The 25866-nt window shown below is 39.7% G+C and carries 23 protein-coding genes and 1 pseudogene; 10 read left to right on the top strand and 14 right to left on the bottom strand.

Annotated elements, in window-relative coordinates:
- Together QZ488_RS09755 and ppk2 are read left to right on the top strand one after the other, a co-directional pair.
- Positions 1-198, top strand: a pseudogene (locus QZ488_RS09755) (hypothetical protein); the annotation flags it as partial.
- A 354-nt stretch (positions 199-552) separates the two neighbouring features.
- Positions 553-1545 carry a polyphosphate kinase 2 gene (gene ppk2, locus QZ488_RS09750; protein ID WP_293748058.1) on the top strand — a complete coding sequence of 331 codons (993 nt, stop codon included), beginning with the start codon at positions 553-555 and terminating at the stop codon, positions 1543-1545.
- A 9-nt stretch (positions 1546-1554) separates the two neighbouring features.
- On the opposite strand, the gene QZ488_RS09745 is transcribed toward ppk2, so the two are convergent.
- Both QZ488_RS09745 and QZ488_RS09740 read right to left on the bottom strand, forming a co-directional pair.
- Positions 1555-2034 carry a GNAT family N-acetyltransferase gene (locus QZ488_RS09745; protein WP_293748056.1) on the bottom strand — a complete coding sequence of 160 codons (480 nt, stop codon included), beginning with the start codon at positions 2032-2034 and terminating at the stop codon, positions 1555-1557.
- Between the two features lie 59 nt (positions 2035-2093).
- Positions 2094-2462 (bottom strand): DUF4870 domain-containing protein, encoded by a 369-nt coding sequence (locus QZ488_RS09740; protein WP_293748054.1) that lies wholly within the window; start codon positions 2460-2462, stop codon positions 2094-2096.
- 249 nt (positions 2463-2711) lie between these two features.
- Here QZ488_RS09740 and moeB point away from each other — a divergent pair, with 249 nt between their 5' ends.
- The 3 genes from moeB (at position 2712) to QZ488_RS09725 (ending at position 4328) form a co-directional block, all read left to right on the top strand.
- Entirely contained in the window at positions 2712-3464 is a 753-nt protein-coding gene (gene moeB, locus QZ488_RS09735) for a molybdopterin-synthase adenylyltransferase MoeB (protein ID WP_293748052.1), read from the top strand.
- 100 nt (positions 3465-3564) lie between these two features.
- Positions 3565-4044, top strand: coding sequence for a hypothetical protein (locus QZ488_RS09730; RefSeq protein WP_293748050.1), 480 nt, complete (start codon positions 3565-3567; stop codon positions 4042-4044).
- Positions 3987-4328 (top strand): transporter substrate-binding domain-containing protein, encoded by a 342-nt coding sequence (locus QZ488_RS09725; RefSeq protein WP_293748048.1) that lies wholly within the window; start codon positions 3987-3989, stop codon positions 4326-4328. Before QZ488_RS09730 ends, QZ488_RS09725 begins: the two co-directional genes overlap by 58 nt.
- 3 nt (positions 4329-4331) lie before the next feature.
- Here QZ488_RS09725 and QZ488_RS09720 read toward each other — a convergent pair whose 3' ends face one another.
- The 4 genes from QZ488_RS09720 to QZ488_RS09705 form a co-directional block, all read right to left on the bottom strand.
- Positions 4332-4802 carry an FKBP-type peptidyl-prolyl cis-trans isomerase gene (locus QZ488_RS09720; protein ID WP_293748046.1) on the bottom strand — a complete coding sequence of 157 codons (471 nt, stop codon included), beginning with the start codon at positions 4800-4802 and terminating at the stop codon, positions 4332-4334.
- 680 nt (positions 4803-5482) lie between these two features.
- Positions 5483-5869, bottom strand: a complete 387-nt coding sequence (locus QZ488_RS09715; protein ID WP_293748044.1) for a VOC family protein — start codon at positions 5867-5869, stop codon at positions 5483-5485.
- A gap of 141 nt (positions 5870-6010) precedes the next feature.
- Positions 6011-6634, bottom strand: coding sequence for an FMN-binding negative transcriptional regulator (locus QZ488_RS09710; RefSeq protein WP_293748042.1), 624 nt, complete (start codon positions 6632-6634; stop codon positions 6011-6013).
- A 7-nt stretch (positions 6635-6641) separates the two neighbouring features.
- Entirely contained in the window at positions 6642-7253 is a 612-nt protein-coding gene (locus QZ488_RS09705; RefSeq protein ID WP_293748040.1) for a GNAT family protein, read from the bottom strand.
- Positions 7254-7339: 86 nt separating this feature from the next.
- Between QZ488_RS09705 and QZ488_RS09700 the strand changes: the two genes are divergently transcribed.
- From QZ488_RS09700 to QZ488_RS09690, 3 genes are all read left to right on the top strand, one after another.
- On the top strand, positions 7340-8809 hold the full coding sequence (locus QZ488_RS09700; protein WP_293748038.1) for a PLP-dependent aminotransferase family protein: 1470 nt from the start codon (positions 7340-7342) through the stop codon (positions 8807-8809).
- Between the two features lie 46 nt (positions 8810-8855).
- Positions 8856-9785: an alpha/beta hydrolase gene (locus QZ488_RS09695; RefSeq protein WP_293748036.1), complete on the top strand. Its 930-nt coding sequence runs from the start codon at positions 8856-8858 to the stop codon at positions 9783-9785.
- Between the two features lie 119 nt (positions 9786-9904).
- Complete coding sequence (locus QZ488_RS09690) at positions 9905-10246, top strand: 5-carboxymethyl-2-hydroxymuconate Delta-isomerase (protein ID WP_293748034.1); 342 nt, start codon at positions 9905-9907, stop codon at positions 10244-10246.
- A gap of 45 nt (positions 10247-10291) precedes the next feature.
- Here the strand turns inward: QZ488_RS09690 and QZ488_RS09685 are convergent, their stop codons facing one another.
- From QZ488_RS09685 to hmgA, 4 genes are all read right to left on the bottom strand, one after another.
- Positions 10292-11290, bottom strand: a complete 999-nt coding sequence (locus tag QZ488_RS09685; RefSeq protein WP_293748032.1) for an LLM class flavin-dependent oxidoreductase — start codon at positions 11288-11290, stop codon at positions 10292-10294.
- 143 nt (positions 11291-11433) lie between these two features.
- Positions 11434-12063 carry a maleylacetoacetate isomerase gene (gene maiA / locus QZ488_RS09680; RefSeq protein WP_293748060.1) on the bottom strand — a complete coding sequence of 210 codons (630 nt, stop codon included), beginning with the start codon at positions 12061-12063 and terminating at the stop codon, positions 11434-11436.
- A gap of 23 nt (positions 12064-12086) precedes the next feature.
- Positions 12087-13400 (bottom strand): fumarylacetoacetase, encoded by a 1314-nt coding sequence (gene fahA / locus QZ488_RS09675; protein WP_293748030.1) that lies wholly within the window; start codon positions 13398-13400, stop codon positions 12087-12089.
- Positions 13401-13464: 64 nt separating this feature from the next.
- Positions 13465-14769 (bottom strand): homogentisate 1,2-dioxygenase, encoded by a 1305-nt coding sequence (hmgA, locus tag QZ488_RS09670; RefSeq protein ID WP_293748028.1) that lies wholly within the window; start codon positions 14767-14769, stop codon positions 13465-13467.
- Between the two features lie 128 nt (positions 14770-14897).
- Between hmgA and QZ488_RS09665 the strand changes: the two genes are divergently transcribed.
- Both QZ488_RS09665 and QZ488_RS09660 read left to right on the top strand, forming a co-directional pair.
- Positions 14898-15350: a MarR family winged helix-turn-helix transcriptional regulator gene (locus tag QZ488_RS09665; RefSeq protein ID WP_293748026.1), complete on the top strand. Its 453-nt coding sequence runs from the start codon at positions 14898-14900 to the stop codon at positions 15348-15350.
- 195 nt (positions 15351-15545) lie between these two features.
- Positions 15546-20561, top strand: coding sequence for a PAS domain S-box protein (locus QZ488_RS09660; RefSeq protein ID WP_293748024.1), 5016 nt, complete (start codon positions 15546-15548; stop codon positions 20559-20561).
- A gap of 25 nt (positions 20562-20586) precedes the next feature.
- Here QZ488_RS09660 and QZ488_RS09655 read toward each other — a convergent pair whose 3' ends face one another.
- The 4 genes from QZ488_RS09655 to QZ488_RS09640 form a co-directional block, all read right to left on the bottom strand.
- Entirely contained in the window at positions 20587-22416 is a 1830-nt protein-coding gene (locus QZ488_RS09655; RefSeq protein ID WP_293748022.1) for a glycoside hydrolase family 3 protein, read from the bottom strand.
- Positions 22417-22559: 143 nt separating this feature from the next.
- Positions 22560-23567 carry a cupin-like domain-containing protein gene (locus tag QZ488_RS09650; RefSeq protein WP_293748020.1) on the bottom strand — a complete coding sequence of 336 codons (1008 nt, stop codon included), beginning with the start codon at positions 23565-23567 and terminating at the stop codon, positions 22560-22562.
- A gap of 3 nt (positions 23568-23570) precedes the next feature.
- Positions 23571-24296, bottom strand: coding sequence for a SapC family protein (locus QZ488_RS09645; protein WP_293748018.1), 726 nt, complete (start codon positions 24294-24296; stop codon positions 23571-23573).
- Between the two features lie 10 nt (positions 24297-24306).
- Positions 24307-25863, bottom strand: coding sequence for a tryptophan halogenase family protein (locus QZ488_RS09640; RefSeq protein WP_293748016.1), 1557 nt, complete (start codon positions 25861-25863; stop codon positions 24307-24309).
- Positions 25864-25866: the final 3 nt, after the last annotated feature.

Below are 25866 nucleotides of genomic sequence, written 5' to 3'. Positions count from 1 at the left end.
AAAAAACACCAATTCCCGATGATAAAAAAACATACCGCAGATATACAGGTTATACCCTCCTATGTGGCGTTCTCTGCAAAAAACAAACTTAAAAAAATTAGAGATGCCTTTGATGCTCAGCTACGTTTAATGAAGATAAATGGGAGCTACGACAAGATAATAGAAAATTGGCAAGGCAAGACCCTAGTGAGTCCCTAGGAAACCAATTTTCTCTATAGTTTTTAGTAATACTCAATTATATTAAATGACGTTTTACTAAAATTTACCTGCCTATTTTGAACTCTGGTATCGGGGATGCTGAGTGTTTTTACAACTAGAATCGTATAGTTGAATTCAACATTTAGTGACTAATTATCTAGATAATAACTTGTAAAGGAAATAGATATTTAAGCCATTCATAGTAATTGTAGAATGCCTAAAACACGTTCTTTCCCAGTCTTTAATGCTTGGCATTGATGTAGGTCAATAGATGGCTAAGCCATTCTATCAAGACCTGGTATGACTGATATATTGGTATAGATAACCAAATAGAACATTCATACTGGAGAAAGCATGACTCAACTGAACGGTAACGAACCAATTCCTCAACCAACAACTGAGCAGAATGACATTATTTCCCAACAGGTAAAGGGCGCTTCATTACATGAGCTTGCAGAACATCGTCATGACCCAGAATTTATCGCTCAATCATTTCGTTCTGGCGAGTATCCGTATAATACAAAAATTTCTAAGAAGGCGTACGAATCTCAAAAAAAGCAGATGCAGGTTGAGTTACTTAAAGTCCAAAAATGGGTAAAAGAAACAGGGCAAAAAGTGGTGATCCTGTTTGAAGGTCGCGATGCAGCAGGAAAGGGCGGTACTATCAAACGTTTTATGGAGCATCTAAATCCTAGGGGTTGCCGTGTGGTTGCCCTTGAAAAACCCAGTGAAACCGAACTTGGCCAATGGTACTTTCAGCGATACGTTAAACATCTTCCTACTGAAGGCGAAATCGTTTTATTTGACCGCTCCTGGTACAACCGAGCTGGAGTCGAAAGAGTCATGGATTTTTGCCAACCTAATGATTATTTAGAATTTATGCGGCAAACTCCATATTTAGAAAGAATGTTAGTCAGAAGCGGTATTAGACTGTATAAATTTTGGTTTTCGGTGACCCCGGAAGAACAGCAACGTAGGTTTTTAAAAAGGGAAACCGACCCACTAAAACAATGGAAACTTAGTCCTATTGATAAACAGGCGACGCAAAAGTGGGATGATTATACGGAAGCTAAAGAAGCCATGTTTTTCTATACTGATACCGCCGACGCGCCTTGGATGGTAGTAAAGTCGGACGATAAAAAGCGTGCAAGATTAAACTGTATGCATCATTTTCTGGCCAGTTTGTCCTATCCTAACAAAGACACGCACGTTATACGTGGCGCTGACCCTTTGATAGTGGGCAATGCGTCAAATGTGATTGTTCAAGATGAACATATTTTGGGGAAAACGCTGCATCCCCAACATAATCAATACAAAGCTAAGCGCCGTGATAATTCTTCTTCGTGATAGAGATTATTAATCTTTGTACAGCATAGCTACGTTACACCTAGCGTAGTTCTGCCCATAATCCTGCATAATATTTTTATCATGCACAAAGCCATTTTTTTGGTATAGATGGATAGCTGACTCGCATTTTGCGTTGGTGAGCAAAAATAGCTTGTTTATCCCTAATGATTTAGCTTCATTGAGTACATACTGCAGTAAAATCTCACCTATTTTTAGTCCTCTTGCTGATTTTAAAACACCCATTTTGGTCAATTCAAAGCTGTTATCACCCTTATTCCAGAATGCGCATGTGCCAACAACGCCAAGGGTAGGGTGTTCAGCAAACCATATTTTACCGCCTTTATCGATAATATGACTTTGTGGATCTTCGAGTACTTGGTGGTCGATAGTTTCTAACACAAACATATCGTTAATCCATTGTTTGTTAATGGTTTCAAAATGCTCAGCAAGGGCTGGTTCAAAGGGTTTAATCACGACTTGTGTGTGCATGGCTGTCTACTTGATATAAAACGCTCGAAAACGAGCGTTTAGAGATAACGAGTTAGTTTTTAGACCTTGAAGAATTGAATACTAAGAGGGTACACCCATAACTCTCCATTATTCGCTTTGACGGCTGCCACAATCGCAAATATTAGATTCAATATAACTAAAACAAAAAAGCCTAACATACCTATTAAAACTATCCACAATACTACGCAAACAAGGGAATAGATGAACAAACTGATCATCCAATTTAATGTGACTTTTCCGTGGCGATCTATTTCTTCATTTTTATCTTTGTTTGTGGCCCACATAACGATAGGCAGCACAAAACCTAAGCCAGGCACAATGATGCTAGAGAGTTGGCTTAAATGAAGTAACATACAATAGGTCTTTAACGGCATTCCCCAATAATTATCTTCCTGCTGTTCATTCATTTAATTCTCCTTATTGTTGGTTAAAGTTTTGCAATTGATACTAGATCAAAACTGATTTGGCCGTAAGTACTAAAGCTTAGCAAGCATAAAGTTTAACTGCACTGATTGATGTTTTGAACTACTGTTTTTACCCGATATTAACAGGCGTAAATATTAACTGGCAGAATGAGCCAGTAGGTTGCTTATTGCGAGAGTAGTGTTCAAATGGTACAACTCCCTATTCATTAACCATTAAATTATAATTACCACGTGTCCACTAAATATCTCACCACTGAACAAGCCATGCGTTACAACCGGCAAATAGTGTTACCTAATTTTGATTTAGACAAACAAGAGATCCTACTCAATGCAAAAATATTGATTGTTGGAGTAGGAGGTTTGGGTTGTGCTGCTGCGCAGTATTTAGTTGCAGCTGGTGTAGGTGAAATAACCTTAATCGACGATGATAAGGTTGAAAAAACCAATCTACAACGTCAAATTTTACATGCTGAGGCAGATGTTGGTATCAATAAGTGTTTGTCAGCTAAGGCATCACTAGAACAAATGAACAGTGATATCAAAATACATGTCATACAAAAACGTCTTGAGTTAGACAATTACCTTGAACTGATTGAATCACTCGATTTAGTGTTAGATTGCACAGATAACCTGACCAGCAGAAACACTCTTAATCAAGCATGTTACCAGTTAGGTAAACCTTTGGTTTCAGGTGCAGCCATTCGTATGGAAGGTCAATTAATGAACATAGTGCCGGCTGAAAAATCAGCTTGTTATGCTTGTGTTAGTGCCTATTTTGGCGAACAAAATTTAAGCTGTGTAGAATCAGGAGTGATGTCTCCTGTGGTGGGTATTATAGGCGCAATGCAAGCCTTAGAGGCGATTAAAGTGTTGTGCGATTATGGTGTTGCCAGTGTTAACCAAATAATGATGTTTGATGGTATGACAGCAACTTGGCAAACATTTAAAGTGCCCAAAAAGATCAACTGTTCCATATGTGCGTAAAGTTCGCGTTTTATGAGAAGTGATTGCTAGTATATATAGCAAAACTGATATTCTGTAGTTTGTAACTACGCTGAAAATTCACAAGTAAATAGGGAGATTTATGACTATTACCCGAATCGTTATTTTGGGAATGATTATGTGTTTTTGGATGGAAATCGCAAATGCGTCGCAGCTTCAATTCATAACACACAATGTTGAAGGACAAACTTATAAGCATGAAAATGGGGATTTACGAGGCAAAAAAGCAGGGGGGAGACGAGCGTTCAATATAGAACTTGCTAGGGAAATGATGACTTATCTGAACTATCCAAAAGTATTTAGAACAGTTCCCTTTAAGCGAGGTCTATTCTACGTTCAGAATGAAGACAACTATGTTTTTTTTAATGTCAGCAGAAATCCAAATCGTGAAAATACCGTCAAATGGGTGGGGCCACTGCAAAGCGATCAATCGTATTTTTATGAATTGAGTAGTGCGCCAAGTGGAATTCAGACATTAGACGATGCTAAGGTAATCAAATTTGTGTGCTTAACGGTGGTGTACATGAGACGTTTTTACGTGAAAATGGTTTTAAAAACCTAATTAGCAATGTCAGCTATAAAGCATGTTTTCGAATGTTAGCCTTGAAAAGAGTGAGTTTAACTATCACCTCAGTTTTATCCTTGTCGGAAAGGCTCAAAGGTGCAGGTATTTCACCTCAAGATATTAAAAAAACACCCGTATTATTAACTAATTCAGAAGGTTATCTGGCTTTCTCTAAGAATATTTCAGATGACATTATCCAGCAATGGCAAAATGCTTTAGATCATTTAAAACAGTCAGGAAGGTATTCTCAATTGGTTCAAGAATACCTTCTTGAAAAATAGATCTTAGTTTATTTCTAACAGCTCGACTTCAAAAATAAGTAAAGAACCCGCCGTTATTTTTCCAGTCGATCTGTTGCCATAAGCTAATTCAGATGGAATGAAAAATTTAAACTTATCTCCAACAACCATCAACTGAACCCCTTCTGTCCAGCCCTTTATAACTTGATTTAAAGGGAAACTGATAGGTTCACCTCGCTCTACTGAACTATCAAACACAGAGCCGTCTAATAACAAACCATGGTAATGCACTTTTACACTAGAACTGGCACTTGGGTGCGTATTTCCTTGGCCTTTTTGTAGTACTTGATATTGCAAACCAGACGCCGTTTCTACTACATCTTGATTAGTCTTATTTTTTGTTAAAAAATCTTTTCCTATAGCAATACTTTCAACCGCTTCTTTTTTATTAACCGAGCTTCTAGCAAAGTAAAAAATCACTAATGCAATAACCACAACGAAAACAATAAACTTCATCACTTGTCCCAATAATACTATGAGTCTTGTATTCTAACACTCGATTGTTTTTGTGATAAAACTAAATTTTAGTTAAGCACCTAAGACTTAATTTACTGACCATGATTAATTTGAGACTGGCTTAATCGTGGATATTGTTTTTACGCTGTTTTTTGTTACCTTAGAGTAAAGTCTCTGTTTCTATTTGGATGTTATTGTGAATAGTTCATCTATTACCTAACGTATTTTTACCAACGAAAACATAGTAGTCTCTATAGTTCGAGGGAAGATCAATTTCCAAGACATGATTTCTACTATCCATAATCTTAGAGAGGATAAAAATTACTCGCAAGGCATGAATTCAATATACAACCTCATACACTGCACTAATATTGAAGGTGAGTTGTATAGACTGAGTGAATTTGGTGATTTGTTAAATGACCACATCGCTGTTCCAAATAAATGTAGAACAGCTATTTTGATCTCAGACGATAACCAAAAAATTTACAGATTGGTGCAGGGATTGCTGTTAATGACTTCAGAATCAAATATAGAACATGCTTTTTTTAATCATTCAAATAGACAAAAGGCATATAAATTTATTGATTGTTCACCAGAGGTCATCGTTGAAATAGAGAAATAGTCCGCTGCGAGTATTAACTAGGCACTTAGGATTACCTTATTTTTTTACTAAATTGATTTCATTGACCAGCAGGTGGTTGCCATAACTCGACTTTATTACCCTCAGGGTCGATAACCCAAGCAAATTTACCGTATTCTGAGTCATCAATTTTATCGAGCACGTTACAGCCTTCCTCTTTAAGCACAACAACGAGAGCGTGAAGGTCGTCTACTCGGTAATTGATCATAAATGAGGATTGGCTTGGAGCAAATTGGTCACTCTCATTTGAACTCACTGACCAGATTGTCGATCCGCCAACTGGCTTGCCATCCGAGTCGGCCCAATTGAATGCTGTACCACCCCAATCCTGAACATCCACACCAAGATGAAGCTTGTACCAAGCTTGTAATTTAGCGGGATCTTTTGCTTTGAAGAAGATCCCACCGATGCCAGTGACTCTTTTCATGAAAACCTCCAATGTGTGATTTTAGATTTGCCAGTTGTCTTACGCTTTAATATGCAAACTGGTCAGCCATTCCTAGCGTTATTAGTTATAATGCTAAGTGTGGGTATCGGTCAATAAATATAGAAACAACCTTAAACCGTTTTACAAATTTTTCACGCCTATATTTTGCTTATACATATACTTAGCGAGGGCCAAATCAGACAAGTTTTGTGAATTGGAAAGGGTTTTGTAAATGCCTGCTTGATCCTCTTGGCTTCTGTTTTGTCCTAGCTTTAATTGCCCTTCAATTGTTGTTAATTCGACTTTAAAACCCACTATGCCGGCTAACAACTTTTGTTTGATTTGATCAGTGACTATGTCTCGCGAAACTAACAATTGTGGTTCGTATTTTTTAACGACTTCGTCTACTGCTGTTAATGTCTCTTGGGGATTAAGCAAGGATGCAACGCCATAAGCGTGAACCGCAGTATAATTCCAAGTTGGCACCGCAGGTTGAGTCTTATACCAACTGGGAGAGATGTAAGCATGTGGGCCTGTAAATATGACCAATACATTCTGTCCTTCTAGAGTATGCCAATGAGAATTCGCTTTTGCACAGTGGGCATACAACACACCTTTCTCGCCTTCATCAGCCTTTAACACAAAGGGTAAATGAGTGGCTGATAGTCCGTTATCAGCCGAAATCACCACTCCAAAACCATACTCCTGAATAAATTCATGTTTATCGGTTATTTCATTCATTTTGAATTTATTAGGTGTAAACATATTGTCTTTATACCTTGGTGTTTTCGATGACAGGTTTAGTCAATTTGGCTAGCAGTGCTGACTTAGCAAGTGGCCATTCGGGTTTAATAATGCTGTAAAACACACTGCTACGAATAGTGCCATCTTGTTGAATACGACAATTACGGTGAATGCCTTCATAGGTTGCACCTATAGCCAAAATGGCTGTCCTTGAACGCTGGTTTTTTTCATGTGTTTGTAACGCCACTCTGTTGAGATTGAGTGTTTCAAATGCGTGAGTAAGGAGTAATAATTTGCAGCGACGGTTAACGTAACTTCTTTGAGCGCTGGGTGTTAAAAATGTATACCCAATTTCAATAGCTTTATGTTCCAAAAATATATTGAGATAACTGGTTGAACCAACAATTTTATCCTGAGTTTTATCCACTATTACAAATGGCCGCTGCATATTAAGGCGGGAATTTTCAAGACACGACTCCACCCATAATTTGGTTGCGTCTAAGGTTTCGCAATATTTTGCTGTGGTCCATTGCCAAATGGAAAGATCTTTTCCAGCACGATACAAATCTTCTATATGACAAGTTTGCATCGGTTTAAGGGCCACGTATTCGTCTTCTAACATAATCGATTCTAGAGCCATTATTTTCTCCTGTTTATTAAGATTCGCTATTATTGCTGTATTTTGGTCTAATTTAATCAACCAGTAAGGAGTTTTTAACTAGACCAATGAAAGTATTTAAACTACATAATGCAAACAGTTCACAAGCCAAATATTTGCAACTTGCAGAAACGGTTAGAAATGCCATTAAACAAGGACAACTGACCGCCGGTGATAAGTTGCCATCGGTCAAATCTATAAGCCAAGACTTAGGCGTAAATAGGCATACAGTGATGAAATCTTTAGCTGAACTGGTGGCTGAAGGTTGGATAGAATCAATCCAAAGAGTGGGTTATAAAGTGGTGCATAATTTGCCCATAGAACGGAGCTCTACCTTGGCGCAAGTTAACGATTCGAGTCATCCTACTAATTACCGTTTTGTGCGCTCCGGTAGTCAATTGCCGACTTATCCCGCCAGTGATTGTGAGTACAACTTTGCTGGTGGTCAGCCTGATTTGACGCAGTTCCCTTTTGACGAATTTAAGCGTTGTATGTCTGATGTTTTGTCTAGGCCACAACTTGTTGAATTGAGTTATGGGCAAAGTGCCGGTACGCCTGAATTGATCGAGCAAATTAAGCGCTATCTGCGTAAGTCCAGAGCGATTACTGAACGAGAAGTGGTGATCACTAATGGTTCACAAGAAGCACTGTTTATCGTGGCTCAATTATTATTACAGACAGGCGATAAAGTGGCCGTTGAAGGGTTAGGGTATCCACCTGCTATGTCTGTATTTAGCAGCACTGGCGCTGAGCTGGTGGGTGTAAAGCAAGACGACCAGGGAATGTGCCCAGATGACTTAGAGATACAAATTCTAAAAGGCAATGTTAGATTAATTTACTTAACGCCTTTGCACCAATATCCTACGACTGTGACCTTAACAATCAGTCGCAGAATGGCCATCTATCAGCTAGCTGTTAGGCATAGTATTCCTATCGTAGAAGATGATTATGACCATGAATTCCACTATCGTTGCCAACCTCTTGCTCCTCTCGCTACGCAGGACCCAGCACAACTGGTTATTTACCTGTCTACTTTCTCAAAAATTATGTTTCCCGGTGCCAGAATCGGTATTATGGCGGTAAGTAAAGCCATGGCAAAAGCGGTAACTGAATATCGTCTAATGATTTGTCATAAAAGCAATGTTTTGATGCAAGCAGCTTTAGCCAAATGGATGTCAAATGGTGGTTTTGAACGGCATTTAAGGCGCACAACTCGGCTCAATCTGCAGCGCAGAGATCATGCTATTGCGGTGTTAAAACAATATGACTGTTTTGAGTTTGATATTCCAGATGGCGGTATGGCGCTTTGGGTGAAATTGAAACAGAGTAAAAATGTTAATCAAGCTCCACCCAGCGCTCAGAAGTTAGCTGAAAAGTGTCAACAAATGAGTATCTATGTTCAACACGAAAAACAATTTCAGCTGAATAAAAATAGTGAAGGAGATAATTATATTCGTTTGGGGTTTGCTGGCATGAATGAAGGTAAATTTGCTGATGGTATTGCATTATTAGCCAATAGTTTACACATTAAGAATTAATCATCTAGAGCAAATTATTACTCTAAATAATGATCAGGAAGTATCTATGAAGTTTGTTTTAATTATGGCGCTGATTATAGGGTTGATAATGATGTTATCAACCAGACAGCGTCGTATGTCGCTGACTAAGTCACTTTTTTCTATGATTAATCGTATAGAAGCTAAACTAGCTGGACTGGGTTGTCACAGTACAGTCATTAATGAACTTGAAGTGTTTTACCTTAGCAACACACAACATTTTAATGACGATAAACCTGTGCTGGTGCTGTTACACGGTTTTAGTAGAGATAGTTATGTTTGGAACCGTTTTGCCAAGAGATTTTCAGCACATTATCACTTGCTTATTCCCGACATTAAAGGCCATGGTCAAACGGCTTATCATCCGAGTCATGACTACTCGGTGCCCAGTCAGTGCAAAATGTTATTGGTTTTGTTGGATAAATTGCAGATTTCACGTTTTAGCATAATTGGCAATTCCATGGGAGGGCTGATGGCGGCCAAACTAATAATTGATATACCAGATAGAATTGAAAAATCTGTATTGATCGATCCAGCAGGCGCCAAATCAGAATTTGCCCACTACATGATAGACAATCAAATCAATCCATTTTCACATAAAGTTGAACAGGATTTTTTTGATTTCTATGACCTAATCATGGCAAAACCACCCTATGTACCAAAGTTCATTTTACGTGCATTGGCCAGGCAGTACATCGATAAGCGAGAGCAATATACCCACATGTTTAAGCAGTTTTTCAGGTGTCTAGATTTTTACCCTAATGATTTTCGCTTTGACTATGCTAATGCCATGTTGATTTGGGGGCTTAACGACAAACTCTTACCAGTGGCCGATTACACCCAGTGGAAAACCATGCTTAATTCGAAAACCCATATTTATGAAGACCTCGGACACATGCCTATGGTTGAGGATGTAAAGCGAGTATCAGCGGATATTCTTCGATTTTTGAAAGCTTGAAATTGTTGTAAACCGTCTTAAATCATTACGCAATCAGATATAACTACTATCTAGTTGCCTACATCAGCTTGTATCAAGCTATAATCGCTAAAGTAATTCAACTAGCAGGAACGTTAAACATGCCAAGTTTTGTAATCGAATACGGTGAATCTTTGATGCAACAGATTGATTCAGATAGCCTTATGGATAAAGTGTTTGAAGGAGCTAAGGCGAGTGGCCATTTCCCTACTGAAGCAATTAAACTCCGTATTGAGCCTCGTCCTAAGTTTCGTTTACACGATAAATATAAAGATTTTCTACATGTGTCTGCACATATTTTAAGTGGGCGCAGTGACGAGCAAAAGACGGAAATATCAAATGCCGTGCTTGAGCCTCTTAAGACATTAGGTCTAAAAAGTGTATTTGTTTCAGTGGAAATAGTTGATATTCATCGGGCTAGCTTTACTGAATTCGCTTGTTAGCATATATCAATCCATCTAGATATCTAGATGGATTTGAATGACAAATTAGCAGACCTTCATCAGACCTGTTTCTGCCAGTAACTGCACACTTTTTAAACGTGCATTAGCATCATGGATCGGCATTGACACAATTAATTCATGTACATTAGTAGCTTCAATAAATTGACTGAGTTTATCGGTTACCGTTTGTTTTGAGCCAACCATTGCGTAACGTAATATATTTGACAACATCGCTTGGTCAGCGTCAGTGCATATCTTGGACAAGTCATCCACAGGTCTGGCGAAGGGGCGATTCACGCCGCGGCGCAAATTCATAAATTGTTGTTGAACAGAGGTAAATAAGTAGTCTGCTTCTTCGTCACTATCGGCCACTACCGCCATAAGGCCAGCCATCATATAAGGTTTTTGAGCTTGCTCTGATGCCTGAAATGTTGCGCGATAAAGACTGATAGCATCGAACAGTTGATCTGGTGCGAAATGTGAAGCAAAAGAGTAGGGCAGTCCAAACTGACCAGCAAGTTTGGCACTATACAAACTTGAGCCTAATAACCAAATTGGTACATGTGTATTCGCACCTGGCACAGCAACAATATTTTGCCCCGCTGTTGGCCCGCTAAAGTAATGCTGAAGCTCACGAATATCATCAGGATAATTATCGACTTCAGACGTGAGGTTACGTCTTAATGCTCTGGCTGTGGCCATGTCAGTGCCTGGAGCACGTCCTAATCCCAAGTCTACTCGATCGGGATATAATGTTGCTAAGGTGCCAAATTGTTCTGCGATCACTAGTGGTGAATGGTTAGGTAACATCACACCCCCAGAGCCAATTCTAATTTTAGAGGTTGCGGCTGCTATGTGACCCAGTACCACAGCCGTAGCCGAACTAGCCACGCCAAACATACCATGATGTTCCGCCAACCAAACCCGGTTGTAACCTGACGCTTCAGCTTGAACCGCTAGTTTACGAGAGTTATTAAATGCGTTGGCAATGCTCGAACCTTCGGCAATGGGGGCGAGATCAAGTATTGAGAATGGTAGGGTCATAAATTGCCTAATGGATTTAACCTAATTGAATGAGCATTATCATAAGTGAATCAAGCGAGTTGTTCAGAAATGTTTTTGCTTTATGGCTCATATGGCACAATCAATAAAACGAATATTTATAAAATAGATATCAATTAGACGCGTTAAATCGCGTCTAATTGATTTTCTGGTGCGGCTTTAATAAACGCCTCCAATTGATTACAGTTTTGATAAGCCTGCATAATTTTAGGAAATAAAGTCATATCAACTTCGAAGCGCAAAGCGTTATACACCTGTGGGATCAAATAAATGTCGGCTAAGGTTATTTGTTCGCCAAAGCAGTATTGAGTTTTTGCTAACATACTTTCTAACGCGACAAACCCTTCGACTATCCAGTGTTTATACCAAAGCAATTTTTGCTGGGCATCAACTTTTAAGTCAACTGTAAGGTAATTGAGTATGCGTAAATTGCACACAGGATGGATGTCGCAAGCAATTATATCCACAAAACTTTGAATTTTAGCCGCCTGAAAGGGAGCAGGCGGTAACAATGTTGAGCTGGGATATAGCTTATCTAAATAACTCAGAATAGCCCCAGACTGGGCTAGAAACCGGCCATTGTCGACTTCTAAACAGGGCACTAATCCTTGTGGTTGTTTAGTTAAGTAGTCAGGGTTTTTATGCTCTTTTTTTAGCAGGTTGACTGGAACGATACTATGCTCAATCTGCTTTAAGTTTAGGCCGATTCTGACTCGATAAGCGGCAGATGAGCGATAATAACTATAAAGTTTTATACTAAATGTGCTCATGGTTAAACCTATACCTTTGCTGGCAAAACAGTCGCAACCACTTCTCCAAAACCAATTCTGGCCGCACCGTCTTTACTGCAAGATGCACGCATAATAATACTGTCGCCATCTTCTAAAAAGGTACGCTTTTCGCCATTGGGTAAGTCGAACGGCGTTTTACCACCTTTGCTCAATTCAAGTAACGAACCTGCTTCTTCATATGAGGGACCCGACTGGGTGCCTGAACCTAATAAATCCCCAGAACGCATGGCACAACCATTACTCGCATGATGGGTGATCAGTTGCGCCGGTGTCCAATAAGAATATTTAAAATTGGACTTAGATAATTGAGCCATCTGTTGATTACTTTCACGCATAGTTGGCGTCTGAATAAAACAGCTTAAGTCGATATCTAAACCACCACTTTGGTTATTTTGTTCACTGCTTAAATGTGGCAGAGGTTGAGGATCGGATTCTGGGCGAGTAAAGACAGTACGATAAGGCGCTAAGGCTTCCATGGTGACTATCCAAGGCGAAATAGTTGAAGCAAAACTTTTCGCTAAAAATGGCCCTAATGGTTGGTATTCCCAGGCTTGAATATCACGGGCTGACCAATCATTGAAAATACAAACACCAAACAAGTGTTGTTCAGCCTTTTCAATGTTGATTATCTCACCCATTTCGGTACTTTTACCTACAAATAAACCCATCTCCAATTCGTAATCCAAACGTTTGCAAGGGCCAAAACTAGGTTCTGTTGCATCAGGTGCTTTAGTTTGTCCTACAGGGCGGTGAAATCTTTGACCAGATATGCCAATAGTAGAAGAACGCCCATGGTAACCGATTGGTATCCATTTATAGTTAGGTAACAATGGGTTATCTGGTCGAAATAATTTACCAATTGCAGTGGCATGATAAATAGAGGTATAAAAATCAGTGTAATCACCAATATGGCAAGGCATTGAAAATTCTACTTCTTGCTGACTGATAAGGGCAGGAGACAATGCGCTTTGTAAATCAGAATCGCTACGCAACGCTTTGGATAAAGCTAACCTTAAGGCCGAGTTTACTTCTTCACCTAAGTCCATTAAAGCATTCAAGGTCGATTGACTAGCCGCTTGTAATGCCAATTGAACACTGCCTGAAAAAATATTGGCATTCGCCACAACCGCCAAATCAAGCACTTGATCGCCAATCGCCACTCCACCTCTAAATTCTTCGTTTGTTCCCTGACGTCTAAATATGGCAAAAGGTAAATTCTGAATCGGAAAGTCACTTTCATTGTTGGCAGAACTGACCCAACTCGTTAGATTGATATCGTGTGTTTCATTGATCATTAACATATTTTTTCTCTTTGTATTTTTAGCTATGAGCTACGAGCTAGTGGCTCGAAGCTTTAGGTTGCTCTTAAGCTTTTCCATCAAAATGTTTGTTTAAATTTGCCCAACAATCCAGATAATCTTTTTGTTTAGTGGTTGAGTGTAACGAAAATTCTGTGGGTGCTATCACATAGCGAGACTCAAACATAAAGGCCAAAGTATTGTCATATTTTTGTGGACTAAGTGGTGTGTTTGATGCTTTTTCAAAAACCTCAGCTTCTGGTCCATGGGGCGTCATACAGTTATGTAAACTCATGCCACCAGGCTCAAAACCTTTTTCTTTAGCGTCGTATACGCCATGCACTAAGCCCATAAATTCACTCATCACATTTCTATGATACCAAGGGGGCCTAAAGGTATTTTCGGCCACCATCCAACGCGGTGGAAAAATCACAAAATCCATATTAGCGGTACCTGGTGTATCAGAAGGTGAGGTCAGTACGGTAAAAATTGATGGGTCTGGGTGATCAAAACTCACTGAATTAATCACATTGAAACGAGATAAATCGTATTTATACGGTGCACTGTTACCGACCCAAGCGACCACATCTAAAGGGCTGTGATCTAACTCAGCTTGATATAACTCACCGCAAAACTTAGTGACTAAACAACTGCTTTGTTCACTGTCTTCAAAGCATGCGGTGGGATAACAAAAGTCTCGTTGATTAGCAAAACCATTTGCACCAACGGGCCCTCTTTCTGGCAAGGTAAAAGGTGAACCATAGTTTTCACAAAGGTAACCACGGATAGGTTCTCCCATGGGGTTTATTTGAAACTTAATGCCACGAGGAATAACTAAAATTTCACCGGGTTTTACATGGAGTAAGCCTAACTCGGTGCGGGCGGTTAATTCCCCTTTCTCTGGCACAAATAATAACTCACCATCTGCATTGCAAAAGTAACGATTTTCCATGTCTTTATTTGCTGAATAAAGATGAATACCTATGCCTATTTGTGTGTTTGCATCGCCATTGGCTGCGACTGTGGTGAGCCCATCAATAAAATCAGTGGGTGTTTCTGTGATCGGTTGGGCGTCCCAGCGCATCACATTGGGTGGGCAAGGTTGACCGTTTAAGGGGGCAGTGCGCAGCAGTCCTTTATCAATAGGTGAATAATCGCCCATGCTAATTGAAGGCCTTATTCGGTACATCCAAGTGCGTCGGTTTTCATGCTTAGGCGCGGTAAAAGCAGTACTACTAAATTGTTCAGCGTACAAACCATAGGGGCATTTTTGAGGATTGAATTGGCCAATTGGCAAAGCGCCTTTTAACGCTTCTGATTCATGTTCATTGTTAAATCCATGGGAATAACAAATATCACTTGGTTTAGTCATTGGTTGATCCTTTTGAATACGCTTGCAATATAGTCTCATATGAAACTATATTACTGTTATTATCAAACTTTATTCCGTTTCCCTTTGCTGTATTTTTTTCTTTACGCAAAATATGTTGGTAACAAAAAATGCAAAATTTACCCCCTGATGTTGTGCAACTCACTCAATTTGTACCCTACCGAATGGTTCACTTGGCAGCGAATATAAGTTTGGCGTTATCAAAAATTTATAAACAAGAGTTTAATATCACTATTCCAGAATGGCGAGTTTTGGCTCAGTTAGCACAGCAGCAAAAATTGTATTCCAAAGACATTGGTGAAATCACATCAATGGATAAGTCAAAAGTGTCTCGAGCAGTAAAAGCTTTAGAAACTAAACATTACCTAATGAGACAAACAGATAATAAAGATAACCGCGCAGCTTATTTGTCTTTAACCACTCAAGGTAGGTCGCTATATGAAAAAATCGCACCTAAAGCGTTGCAATGGGAAAGGCAATTTATTGCTGTGTTGGAGCCCAGTGAACATCGGGATTTAATGAGGATTCTGCAAAAGCTGGATCAACAAGTGTTGTTAATTTAGGTGATTACTCCTTTATATTAAAGGGCTAAAACAGCAAACGGAAAGCGCTATAGTGCAAAAATTGATTGAGGTATGTTTAAAATTAAATAATTTTTGGTATTAACCTTCATACATTGTTGCACTATCACTACTATTTAACTGCAATTCACTGCTATATTCTGCTACCTAGTCATCAGTTTATATGGAAAGTGTGCAATGACCCCCAGTGTTTGGAACAGTATTTTTTTAAAGGTTTTATGCATTATTTCAATATTCGTCAGCCCTATGAGTTTTGCGTTTAGTCAGAAAGTACTCGATCAGATACTTGAACAAAGCCCTGATAGCATGAAAATTGGCTTAATGGCGCTTGCCGCAGTGTTTGTGTTTTTATTATTATTAGCCATTATTTTCAAAGTTCAACTTGCAAGTTCACGTAAAAAACAAAAAAGACATGATAAAGAATTAACCGACAAACAATCTTTACTCAACGATTTTAAGGTTGGCATGTTGCACGTCAACTTAGCCGGTGAGATTATTTTTGCGAATAGAGTGGCTGCCTTTTTTCTTGGTAGTAAAGAAGACAAGTTAGTGAATCGACCTTTGCTTGAAGTGTTTTCTGATGAAGTGCAAGATTCAATTAGCGCGGCTTTAGCCTCTAACCAATATGTACCACTTCAAACCTATGTGGCAGCTAGTAAGCGCCATTTACAGTTAGGTTTCAGTAAGCAGTCCGATATCAGTCATAACGTTGCGAGCGTTATCTCTCTTGCTGATGTCAGCAATTATCAACATCAAATTGAACAACAATCTCTTAGTTTAAATAGCTTAAATCAAGGACTACAACAAAGTGGTTTAGCTAAACTCACAATTGATTTTGAGGACAATACTTTTACTTCAGATCAGCTGTTTGCTGATTTGTTATTGGCCGCTGAGCCGTTAAAAGGTGAGTTGAATCAGCTCAAAAAAATGCTTAAAAGCCAAGTCGTGTATGAATGGGAACAAGCCTTAGAAGCGAGTAAAAAACAGCATGAAATGGACATCACTAGTGAGTTCTTACTGGTAGATAAGAACCAAATAGACAGCCAAGGAAGTGAGCCCAAAGACCCACAAGAGCAAAACACTATCGCCCTTAGGTTAGTAGGCCTAAGTAGAAATAAAAATGATAAAGGCGACACCACTCGTTTAGACTTTTTAGTGCAAAGCCTGTCTGAACTAGAACATCAAAAAAACTTACTACAAGCTAGCCAGCAACAAGTTAATACATTGCTAACAACCAGCCCTAGTGCCGTTTATTTATTGGATGAACAAGGTAAGTTTATTGATTGTAATGCAGCTTTTGAGTCAATGTTTAAACAAAAGCTGTCAAAAATTAAACATAAAAGCATTCAAGAATTGGACATATTACCTGCTGAATTTAGCCGCCTGCATACCGAAAACAATGCTAACTTTAGTGCTGTGAATGCTGGGCATGACAAAGAATTTGAATTGTTGTTTGCGGATGAGGTACTTCACACACTTAAATTAAAGTTAAAGTTCTTTCAAGGTAAAGATAAAAAACGCGCCGGTGTGGTAGGGGTGATTCAAGACATTACCGAACTAAAACTGACCAAAGACCAGCTAGAACAAGAGCGAAAACATTTTATTACTATTTTGGACTTAGCACCTGTTGCCGTGGCCACCATTGACGCCGAAGACCGAATTGTGCGAGCCAATATAGCGATGACAGACCGATTAGGTTTAAGTGAAAGGGAACTGAAAAAAGACACCTTTTATCAGCTATTCAACGACTCAAGCAATGCAGGTAAGGCAGCCAAACAAATTCAACAGACCGGCAGATTGCGAAATTTTGTAGCGCATTTAAAAGGTAAAAATGACGAATTACACCCCAGTGAATTACATGTCGATTTACTGAATAAAGACAAACAAGAGTATTTGTGCTGGATCTCGGATCGTACTAAAGAGCAGTTCCATCAGGATAAATTTGATGGTTTGTTGCAACATAGCAGTATGCCTATGGCGATTTTAGGTGAACAAGGCTTCAGCAAACTAAACCCTGCTGCCTGTGCCTTTTTTAACGTTCAAGATGAACATGAATTATTTGGTCGCACGCCTTTTGCAGCTGAACTAAACCTAGACCAACAAGCATCTGAAGAACTCGAAAGACATTTAACGAAAGTGAAGTTAGATGGTCAGGCTAAATCCTTACAATGGGAACATCAGGTTGGGAATACCTCTTTGCCTTGCCAAGCGACCTATGTGCCAATGTATAAGGGGCAAGACTTTGACTCTATTCTTTGTATTTGGACGGACTTTAGAGATTTACAACAAGCAGATGAAGCACGTATTGAAGCGCTAAACTTACATCAAGCTGCTGAGAAAGAAGTCGCCGAAAAACAACAGTTGTTACGCAGCAGTCAAGATCAGCTGGCGAGCAAAGTTAAAAACTTAGCCGACACCGAATCTAAACTACAAGCAGCACAAGAAGATCTATCAGAAAAACAAAGTGAATTTAGTGACCTACAACAGGCTCATCAGAGTGTTACAGATAATCTGCAAGAACTTCAGCAAGACTACAATCAAAGTCGTTCTCAGCTTAGTGATGCACAACAGGCGAATAGCGAATTGGCTTCTCAACTAGAAGAATCTACCGCTAAAGTATCTGGGCTTCAGGCTCAGCGTAATCAAATTTCCGACGCCCTGCAAAATAGTGAGAAAAAGTATCAATCTGCCCAGCAAGAGTTGATTGAAAGTGAGCGAAACGCCGAAAACCTGAAACAAGAACAACTCAGTCAACAAGCCAAGATGGATGATTTTGTTTCGGAAATTGATGGACTTAAAGAGTCTATCGAACAAAAAGATTTACAGATTAATGAAGTAGGCGGTCAAATAAATTCTTTACAGTCTGAATTGTCGAGTTCTGGGCACGCTACTGAAAAACTGCGTCAATTATTGATTAATCAACGTAAAGCGAGTGAAGCAGCTGAAGAGCAACGTAGAAACCTTGAGCAGACCTATAAAATAGCTGAATCAGAATTATCCAATAAAGTGCGTCACGTTGAACATTTGCAAAATGAAATGCAAAAATTCGAAGAAATGTCGAATCAACAAAAAGGTGATATGCAACAGCAACAAAGCCAGCTAATGCAAGAATTAGAGGCCAAACAGCAGCAATTGCAAGAAACTCAACAAGTCTTAGATGAAACCAAACTGGCTGCCGAACAAGAAAAAGAAGCCAAAGAACAACAGCAAAATCAATTAGATATATTGCAACAAGAACTGGCTGAAATGGAACAGCACAGTCAGAAACAACAACAAGAAATGGCAGAAACAGAGCAAGAATGGCAAACCCAACAACAACAAATTCAACAAGAGTTGGCCGCCAAACAACAGCAGTTGCAAGATACCGAACGTACTTTGCAGCAAGCTAAAGAACAAAGTGAAGCGGAAAAAGCCGATAAAGAGCAACAGCTTGCTCAGTTCGAAAAATTACAAACTGAACTGGCGGAAGTTGAGCAACGCAATACCCAGCAGCAGCAACAGATAGCGCAAAGAGATAGCGAATATCAGCAACAACAAGAACATATGCAACAAGAGCTAAAGGCTAAACAGCAACAGTTGCAAGACACTGAGCAAAATTTAAGCCAAGCCAAAGAACAAACTGAAGCAGAGAAGAAACAACAACAATCCTTGTTCGAAAAATTGCAGCATGAACTAAGCGAAATGGAGTCCCGTAACGAGCAGCAACAGCAACAGATGGCAAAAAGTGATGAAGAGTGGCAATTACAACAACAAAAAGTACAACAAGAGTTAATCGCCAAGCAAGAACAGTTGCAACAAACAGAACAACTATTATCACAAACCAAACAGCAAACAGAAGCAGAAAAGGCAGCAGAAAAAGCAGAGAAGGAACAACAACAAGCGCTGTTCGAAAAGCTGCAATCTGAACTGGCAGAAATGGAACAACAAAGTACCCAGCAACAACAAAAAATAGCTCAGAGCGACCAAGATTGGCAAAAACAACAACAAGCGTTGAAAGACGAAGTTGAAGCTAAACGCCAACAATTACAAAATACGCAAGGTAACTTGGACGAAATCAAGCGCCAAGCAGATGATGAAAAACTGGCGCGTCTTGAACAACAACAAAAACTTGAGCAATTGACCGTTGAACTAACCGATGTAGAGAGTCGTGCGGTTAAACAAAAAGAAATGATCGAAGGCAGTGATGAGCAATGGCGTAAACACCATGCTGAAATTGAACAACAAAAAGTACAGTTGCAACAGGCGTTAATTGAAGCGGAAAAACAAAATAGTCAAATGCAGCAAAAACTTGAAGGAAACTTAGAACAACTTCAACACGCTGAATCACAAGTATCAGAAACCCAATCGGGCGAACAAAAATTGCAAGATGAACTCAATCAAGCGCGTAATGAAGCGGAGCAGTTGCAACAACGTATACAACAACAAGAGGAACATGAACGTAAATTACAAGAGCAGCTAGAACAGCAACAGCAAAGTTTGCAGGGCAGTGAACAAAACATTCATTCTTTAGAGGAAAAACAGGCGCAATTAACCGAACAATTAAAAGCGGTACAACAAGAATATTCAAACAGTAAAGAAACCTTAAGTGATCAACACAACAATCAGGCTGAGTTAGCACAGCAGTTACAAAAACTGGAGCAGGACCTACAGAACAGCCAATCTCAATTAAGTGATAAAGAAAATGCCCTGCAGGAAGCGAAACAAGAGCTAGCGTCTAATCAGGCCAAGTTAGCTGATCAAGAAAATGCATTGTTATCTGCCCATAAAGAGGAGTTGCAACAAGCCATTGAGCAGCAACCCATACAAGAAGATAAAGCCCCCTCTGAAATTGCTAAAATAGCTATGCCGGGTAATCCTACAGTCTGGTTCGATTTATTGCCCTATTTACAGAATCAAAATGTGACTAAACCTTTGCCTGTTGCCTTAAATGAGCTGATGGATGAGCTGGAAAACGGTATTAAACAAACAAATAATGCGGTAGATGAAGACGATGTAACCTCTATTTTGCGCGGCGCACGTAAACTAGTTATTGTGGCTAATAAAGTAAACTCTGAAGCATTGACCGATGTAGTGACTAGATTGGAAGCAGACTGTCGCGAGGGGTTGGTAGATAATATCGCTATCTCGTGGCCTACCGTTCAACGTTCACTGAATAACACCTTAAGAGTGATTTATTCGCATTTGAATAACTGATATTAAAGAGTTGTTTTAGGCTGTTTTAAGAATAGGTTAGGCCAAAGCCATAAGGAAATAACGGGTTGTAATTTTTATCGCCCTTGTTCACTTTGGGTTGCGAGAATTGTGGCCAGCTAAAGGATAACTTGCCACTGAAATTATAATCACCAAATAACACATCACTTACCCCTTGGCCTTCAGAGCCCGGTAACCATGCTGCTACAAATGCATTCGACAGGGCCAACTCTTTTTCAATAATGAGGGGTCTTCCAGAAACCAAAATAGCAATTACGGGCACACCTTTTTCGGTGATGTTTTTGATGGTTTGTAAGTCTTCAGGATACAATTTATTGAGTTCAAGAGAGTCACCACTGGCACGCAGTAATTTCACTTGACCATGAATTTGAGAGCCTGCTTCAATAATATCTTTATCGTCACCTCGAATATCGCCCATACCCTCAGCGTAAGGTGTTTCACCAATTACCACTATAGCAATATCAAAGTTATCAGCTGTGGCTTCTAGGCCATCGCCATTTAGACTTAACTGAGCCCCTGGGGCCTGTTGTTTAATCCCTTGCCAAATTGAGGTGCCACCTACAATTTCTTCATTGCCAGATACGCCTTGCCAATTGATAGTAAAACCACCACATTGGTGACCAATATTATTTGCGTTTTTCCCCGCGACTAAAATTCTGGCATTCTTTTTAATAGGCAGGATGTTATTGCTGTTATTTAATAACACCATGGATTTTCTTACCGCTTCACGGGCTACTTGACGATGTTCTTCGCTGCCAAATGAATTATGGTTTGACCATTTTCTCAGAGTAGGACGAGGTTTATCAAATAATCCAAAAGCAAATTTCACTGATAATATACGTCTAACTGCATCATCAATTCTGCTTGTAGATACAGTGCCTAGTTCAATATGGCTTAGTAAATTCTCTATAAAAAGTTGCCAATTTCTGGGCACCATGAACATGTCGATACCTGCATTTACCCCTTGTGCCACCGCTAAATAAAAATCGTCTTCTAGATAATCAATGCCCTGCATGTCTGAGATCAGAATGCCTTCAAAGCCCATTTTTTGTTTGAGGATATCGACCAATAAGAATTTGTGGGCATGGCATTTGTCACCATTCCAACTACTAAAAGACACCATAATACTTAATACACCAGCTTGGGTCGCAGCGATATAAGGCTTTATATGGGTGGCATTTAATTGTTCCCAACTTAGGACTGTATCGCCCTGATCTACACCATATTGTGTTCCACCATCACCCACCCAATGTTTGGCACAGGCCAAAATATTGTCTTGATTGAGATTGCCCTGCAGGGTTTCGATCATTTCTTTAGCATATTTGGTGACTAGTTCTGGGTCTTCAGCATAACTTTCGTAATTACGTCCCCAATGATAATCCTGCGCAACAGCTAAATTGGGAGCAAACGCCCAATCAACGCCAGTGGCTAAGACCTCTTTACAGGTAACCTCAGCAATACGTTTAATCAGATCCGCATCGTTGGCCGCACCTAAGCCAATATTGTGCGGGAATATGGTGGCCCCTTTTACGTTGTTATTGCCATGAATCGCATCTAATCCATACAGAATAGGGATGCCAATATGTCCAGAGTCTTGCACAGTAGATGCCGCCCAATAAGCATCATTCATCTGCACCCATCCTTTCGGAGAGTTGTCATCAGGGTAAGAGCCAGCGCTACTTAATATGGAACCTAAGTGGTAGTGTTTTGCTTCTTCTGGTGAACAGGTCATACGTTCTGCTTGAGTCATTTGCCCAATTTTTTGTTCGAGAGTCATTGTGTTCAACAAATGTTCAACTTTTTTTTGTATCGATTTGTTTTGTAGTACTTTATTCATTAATGATCTCAAAGCCGTAACTGATCTCTATTGGTTTGGTAAAAAGCAAATATTTAATTATTATTAACCATATTTCAATATGGCTATTACACAATCTAAAATCGCCTAAATGGACTGATAACGGGGCAAAATAGACCCTAATGTTACCTATTTAAATTATTTACTAGGCTCGCTCTCAATTTCCTTGCGATTTGTTGACTAATAGGCGCTAAAACGCCTTTTTTATCATCAGGAATATGAGTTTGTTGTTGTGGCGAAAACACATAGTGTTCAAAGATATCTCGCCAAACATCGCGCTGAGCTTGTGGTAAATCTTTAATACTTAATAAAGCATGATTGAGCGCATCCATAGGTGCTCCCAAATGATTATCTACTTGACGCCACCAATAATTAACTAGGATATTGAAGTTAGATAAGCCTTCAACATGATGCCACCACATACTAGGGATAAAAATAGCATCACCAGCTTCTAGGTTAGCGACTTGGGCGTATTCCATGGCCTGTGCAAACTTAGGGTATTTGACTAAGTCGGGCTGGTGAAAATCCACTAAACTGGCGGGCTGCCCAGCGGGTGTGAAATCTAATGGGCCGATATAAAGGTTGTCTAATTGATTAGGCGGAAACAGGGTGAAACGTCTTGTCCCCGCAGCAACACAGGCAATGTTATCGGTAACGTCATAATGCGCAGCTATACGAGATTGATTACCAATCCACATACTAATTAAGGGTTTATCTGCCAGAGTAGGGATGTCATTGTGTTGTCTGAATCCCGGTAAAATATGATCAACTGAAGTGGAACCCATATATAAACCGGGCGGCTCAGACAAATGCTCATACTCGGCAAGTTCGTCCAACACTTTATCAAAAGTAGTGGTGGTAGGAGTGAAGTTAAAACCGCTCAAATCATCATTATAAAAAAAACGCCCTTGGTGTTTGGCATCTGCCGCAAACGCACGAATTTTATTTTGATTATAGTGTTGTCTAAGATAGCTTTGAGCAGCCTGATTAGATTCTGTTGCTTGTTTTACTAAGGGCCAATCTTTTATTAACCCTCGCAGCACTACCGGGGTCGATGAACAAAGTAATTCTGGCGTTAAACTATCGTTAGTAGCTTCAGATATTTCTTGAATATGTTCTATTCTTTCAAACATGGTCTATTTAAGAAGACGATTTTTTAGTGCAATTAAATGACTCATATTTGGCATAGACGCCAAAATCATATGAATCGCTTTTAAATAACCTAAACGGTGAAAATCAGCTACAACTTGGTCAGAAAGTTGCGCCACTTTTTCTTCATTAATAGTATATAAAAAATTCATAGCATGCTTAGAGTCATCGTCTAAGGTGACTTTTATTTCTACAGACTCTATTAAGTCATGTTGTTGCAAGGAATCAATAAAGGCTTGGGTTTGCTGGTGACCTTGGTGAATAGCCATCAAGGTAGTACTCATTTGTTGTAAATAAGGACTCTGACCTCCTTGTGGTAAAAACACCGCTTCACCTTGGTTATAGCTAATCCTAGGGCTGTCCATATCAATATGTATAACTGGCTCTTCGCTAATCACTCCATCTTCATTGCTTTCTTGAAAACCAATTAAAAATGGCCGTCTTTGGATACTTAAGGGTAAATAGCTAGCTTGCCATCCAGCATCGGTTAGAAACAAGTTTTCTTCACCGGCTAAACCAAACAATGCAATGGCTTCAAATTGTCCTGTTTGAGCATTTTTTTGAAAAAATATGGGGTAGTGGGCTTGTACATCTCGAAACTCAGAGAGAAACACATGACTATAGCTACTGTTATCACCAAACTCAGGTGTATGCTGGGTGATCACATGGACATCTTTGTGGTTGATGTTATCCAATAATTGATGATTGGGCATGTACTTTCCTTTAAATTTTTTGTAAGCCATATTGCTTTATTTTATTGATCAACTCTCGGTTGTTTGGTAACCCGGCGAGCAATTTTTGGGTGAGTTGCGCATTATTTTGAAAGGTCATCTGGGCTAATTCAATATTATCCGAACGTCTCGTGGTATGGCGCGCAGTTGTCTCAAAACCCATCCCATAAAGTACGTATTGGTAACTAGCTGAGGGGAACACTTCATCGGCATGATCAAAGTCAAGTTGCCAAGGTGACTCGTAACGCCAAAGTTTTAATAGTGTCTGTAAGTCTTCAGGGATAGATTCAACTAAACAGTTGTCGCGCCAATATTGAGTGTCTGTTCGTTTGGTTAAAATATAGTGTAACTTTAGAAAATCGATGATCCTGTCCCAGCGATACAAAAATTTATCATTAAAGCGTTTCGCTACAATATCCATAACCTCGCGATTGGCGGGCAGTTGTTCACTTATCATCGCAGCCGATAATTCGACTAAGACCAGGGCTGAGGCCTCTAAAGGCTCTAAAAATCCTGCGGAAAGGCCTACTGCAACACAGTTTTTGTGCCAAAATAATTTTCTATGGCCTGGATTTATGGGGATTTTTCTAATACTTATTTCATCGGCTTGTTGACCTAGAGATGGTCTGATGTAGTCACGTAATTCTTTTTCAGCTTTTTCAACAGTAGTGTGGGCAGATGAAAACACATGACCTACACCGCGCCTAGAGGGTAGGCCAATGTCCCAAATCCAGCCGGCACTTTGCCCAGTAGATATGGTGTGTGAGGCAATTGCATCGTTTTCAGTTTGATAAGGCACGTGCACAGCCAAGGCCGTATCGTTAAACAGAATATGCTTTTTACAGATAAACGGGATGTTGTAATGTTTACCTAATAACAGTGAGTTAAAACCGGTGCAGTCAATAAACAGATCGCCTTTAATATCACCATGTTGTTTGGTGCTGACTGAGGCAATATCACCGTTTTCTGAGGCGTTAACTGCGGTGACATGATCTAAAACATGTCTAACCCCCAATTTTTCTGTGCAATGTTTTTGTAAAAATGCAGAAAACTTACCCGCATCTAAATGATAAGCATAATTGGCGACATGGGCATATTCAGGGGTAGTGATCTGTTTTGGTGCTAGGCCCTTTTCACACAAATGCCCTTGAAAACTCACTGCATCGGCGAACGATACTTTTGCTGACTGAGGTTGCCAGTAGGGGGCTAAATTAATTTTTTCATAACCTTCAGGCAACACTAACGGATGATAATAAAAATCATCTTCGTCGCCTGTTACCCATTTTGCAAATTTGGCACCTTGCTTAAAAGACGCATCACATTCACGAAAAAATTCAGTTTCATCAATACCCATTTTCTGCAGAGTGCCGCGCATAGTAGGCCAAGTGCCTTCGCCCACACCTATAGGTTTAACATCCGGGGATTCAATTAAAGTGACCTTAATTCCAGACTCAGAATTCGCCATATGTTCAGCTGCAATCACTCCGGCAGTTAACCAACCGGCAGTGCCGCCACCGACAATAGTGACTTCTCGGACTAAATTATCCAATTT

The organism is uncultured Paraglaciecola sp., assembly GCF_913020055.1.
GTDB lineage: Bacteria > Pseudomonadota > Gammaproteobacteria > Enterobacterales > Alteromonadaceae > Paraglaciecola.
This window is presented reverse-complemented; position numbering and strand designations above follow the sequence as displayed.

Coding starts and splice junctions, on each gene's coding strand:
- QZ488_RS09685 (WP_293748032.1), bottom strand. CDS start 11,290: ATGACCCTACCATTCTCAATACTTGATCTCGCCCCCATTGCCGAAGGT.
- QZ488_RS09655 (WP_293748022.1), bottom strand. CDS start 22,416: ATGAATAAAGTACTACAAAACAAATCGATACAAAAAAAAGTTGAACAT.
- QZ488_RS09705 (WP_293748040.1), bottom strand. CDS start 7,253: ATGGCTCTAGAATCGATTATGTTAGAAGACGAATACGTGGCCCTTAAA.
- QZ488_RS09700 (WP_293748038.1), top strand. CDS start 7,340: ATGAAAGTATTTAAACTACATAATGCAAACAGTTCACAAGCCAAATAT.
- QZ488_RS09740 (WP_293748054.1), bottom strand. CDS start 2,462: ATGAATGAACAGCAGGAAGATAATTATTGGGGAATGCCGTTAAAGACC.
- QZ488_RS09660 (WP_293748024.1), top strand. CDS start 15,546: ATGACCCCCAGTGTTTGGAACAGTATTTTTTTAAAGGTTTTATGCATT.
- QZ488_RS09690 (WP_293748034.1), top strand. CDS start 9,905: ATGCCAAGTTTTGTAATCGAATACGGTGAATCTTTGATGCAACAGATT.
- QZ488_RS09665 (WP_293748026.1), top strand. CDS start 14,898: ATGCAAAATTTACCCCCTGATGTTGTGCAACTCACTCAATTTGTACCC.
- QZ488_RS09710 (WP_293748042.1), bottom strand. CDS start 6,634: ATGTTTACACCTAATAAATTCAAAATGAATGAAATAACCGATAAACAT.
- QZ488_RS09730 (WP_293748050.1), top strand. CDS start 3,565: ATGACTATTACCCGAATCGTTATTTTGGGAATGATTATGTGTTTTTGG.
- QZ488_RS09715 (WP_293748044.1), bottom strand. CDS start 5,869: ATGAAAAGAGTCACTGGCATCGGTGGGATCTTCTTCAAAGCAAAAGAT.
- fahA (WP_293748030.1), bottom strand. CDS start 13,400: ATGTTAATGATCAATGAAACACACGATATCAATCTAACGAGTTGGGTC.
- QZ488_RS09720 (WP_293748046.1), bottom strand. CDS start 4,802: ATGAAGTTTATTGTTTTCGTTGTGGTTATTGCATTAGTGATTTTTTAC.
- QZ488_RS09695 (WP_293748036.1), top strand. CDS start 8,856: ATGAAGTTTGTTTTAATTATGGCGCTGATTATAGGGTTGATAATGATG.
- QZ488_RS09745 (WP_293748056.1), bottom strand. CDS start 2,034: ATGCACACACAAGTCGTGATTAAACCCTTTGAACCAGCCCTTGCTGAG.
- ppk2 (WP_293748058.1), top strand. CDS start 553: ATGACTCAACTGAACGGTAACGAACCAATTCCTCAACCAACAACTGAG.
- QZ488_RS09650 (WP_293748020.1), bottom strand. CDS start 23,567: ATGTTTGAAAGAATAGAACATATTCAAGAAATATCTGAAGCTACTAAC.
- QZ488_RS09645 (WP_293748018.1), bottom strand. CDS start 24,296: ATGCCCAATCATCAATTATTGGATAACATCAACCACAAAGATGTCCAT.
- hmgA (WP_293748028.1), bottom strand. CDS start 14,769: ATGACTAAACCAAGTGATATTTGTTATTCCCATGGATTTAACAATGAA.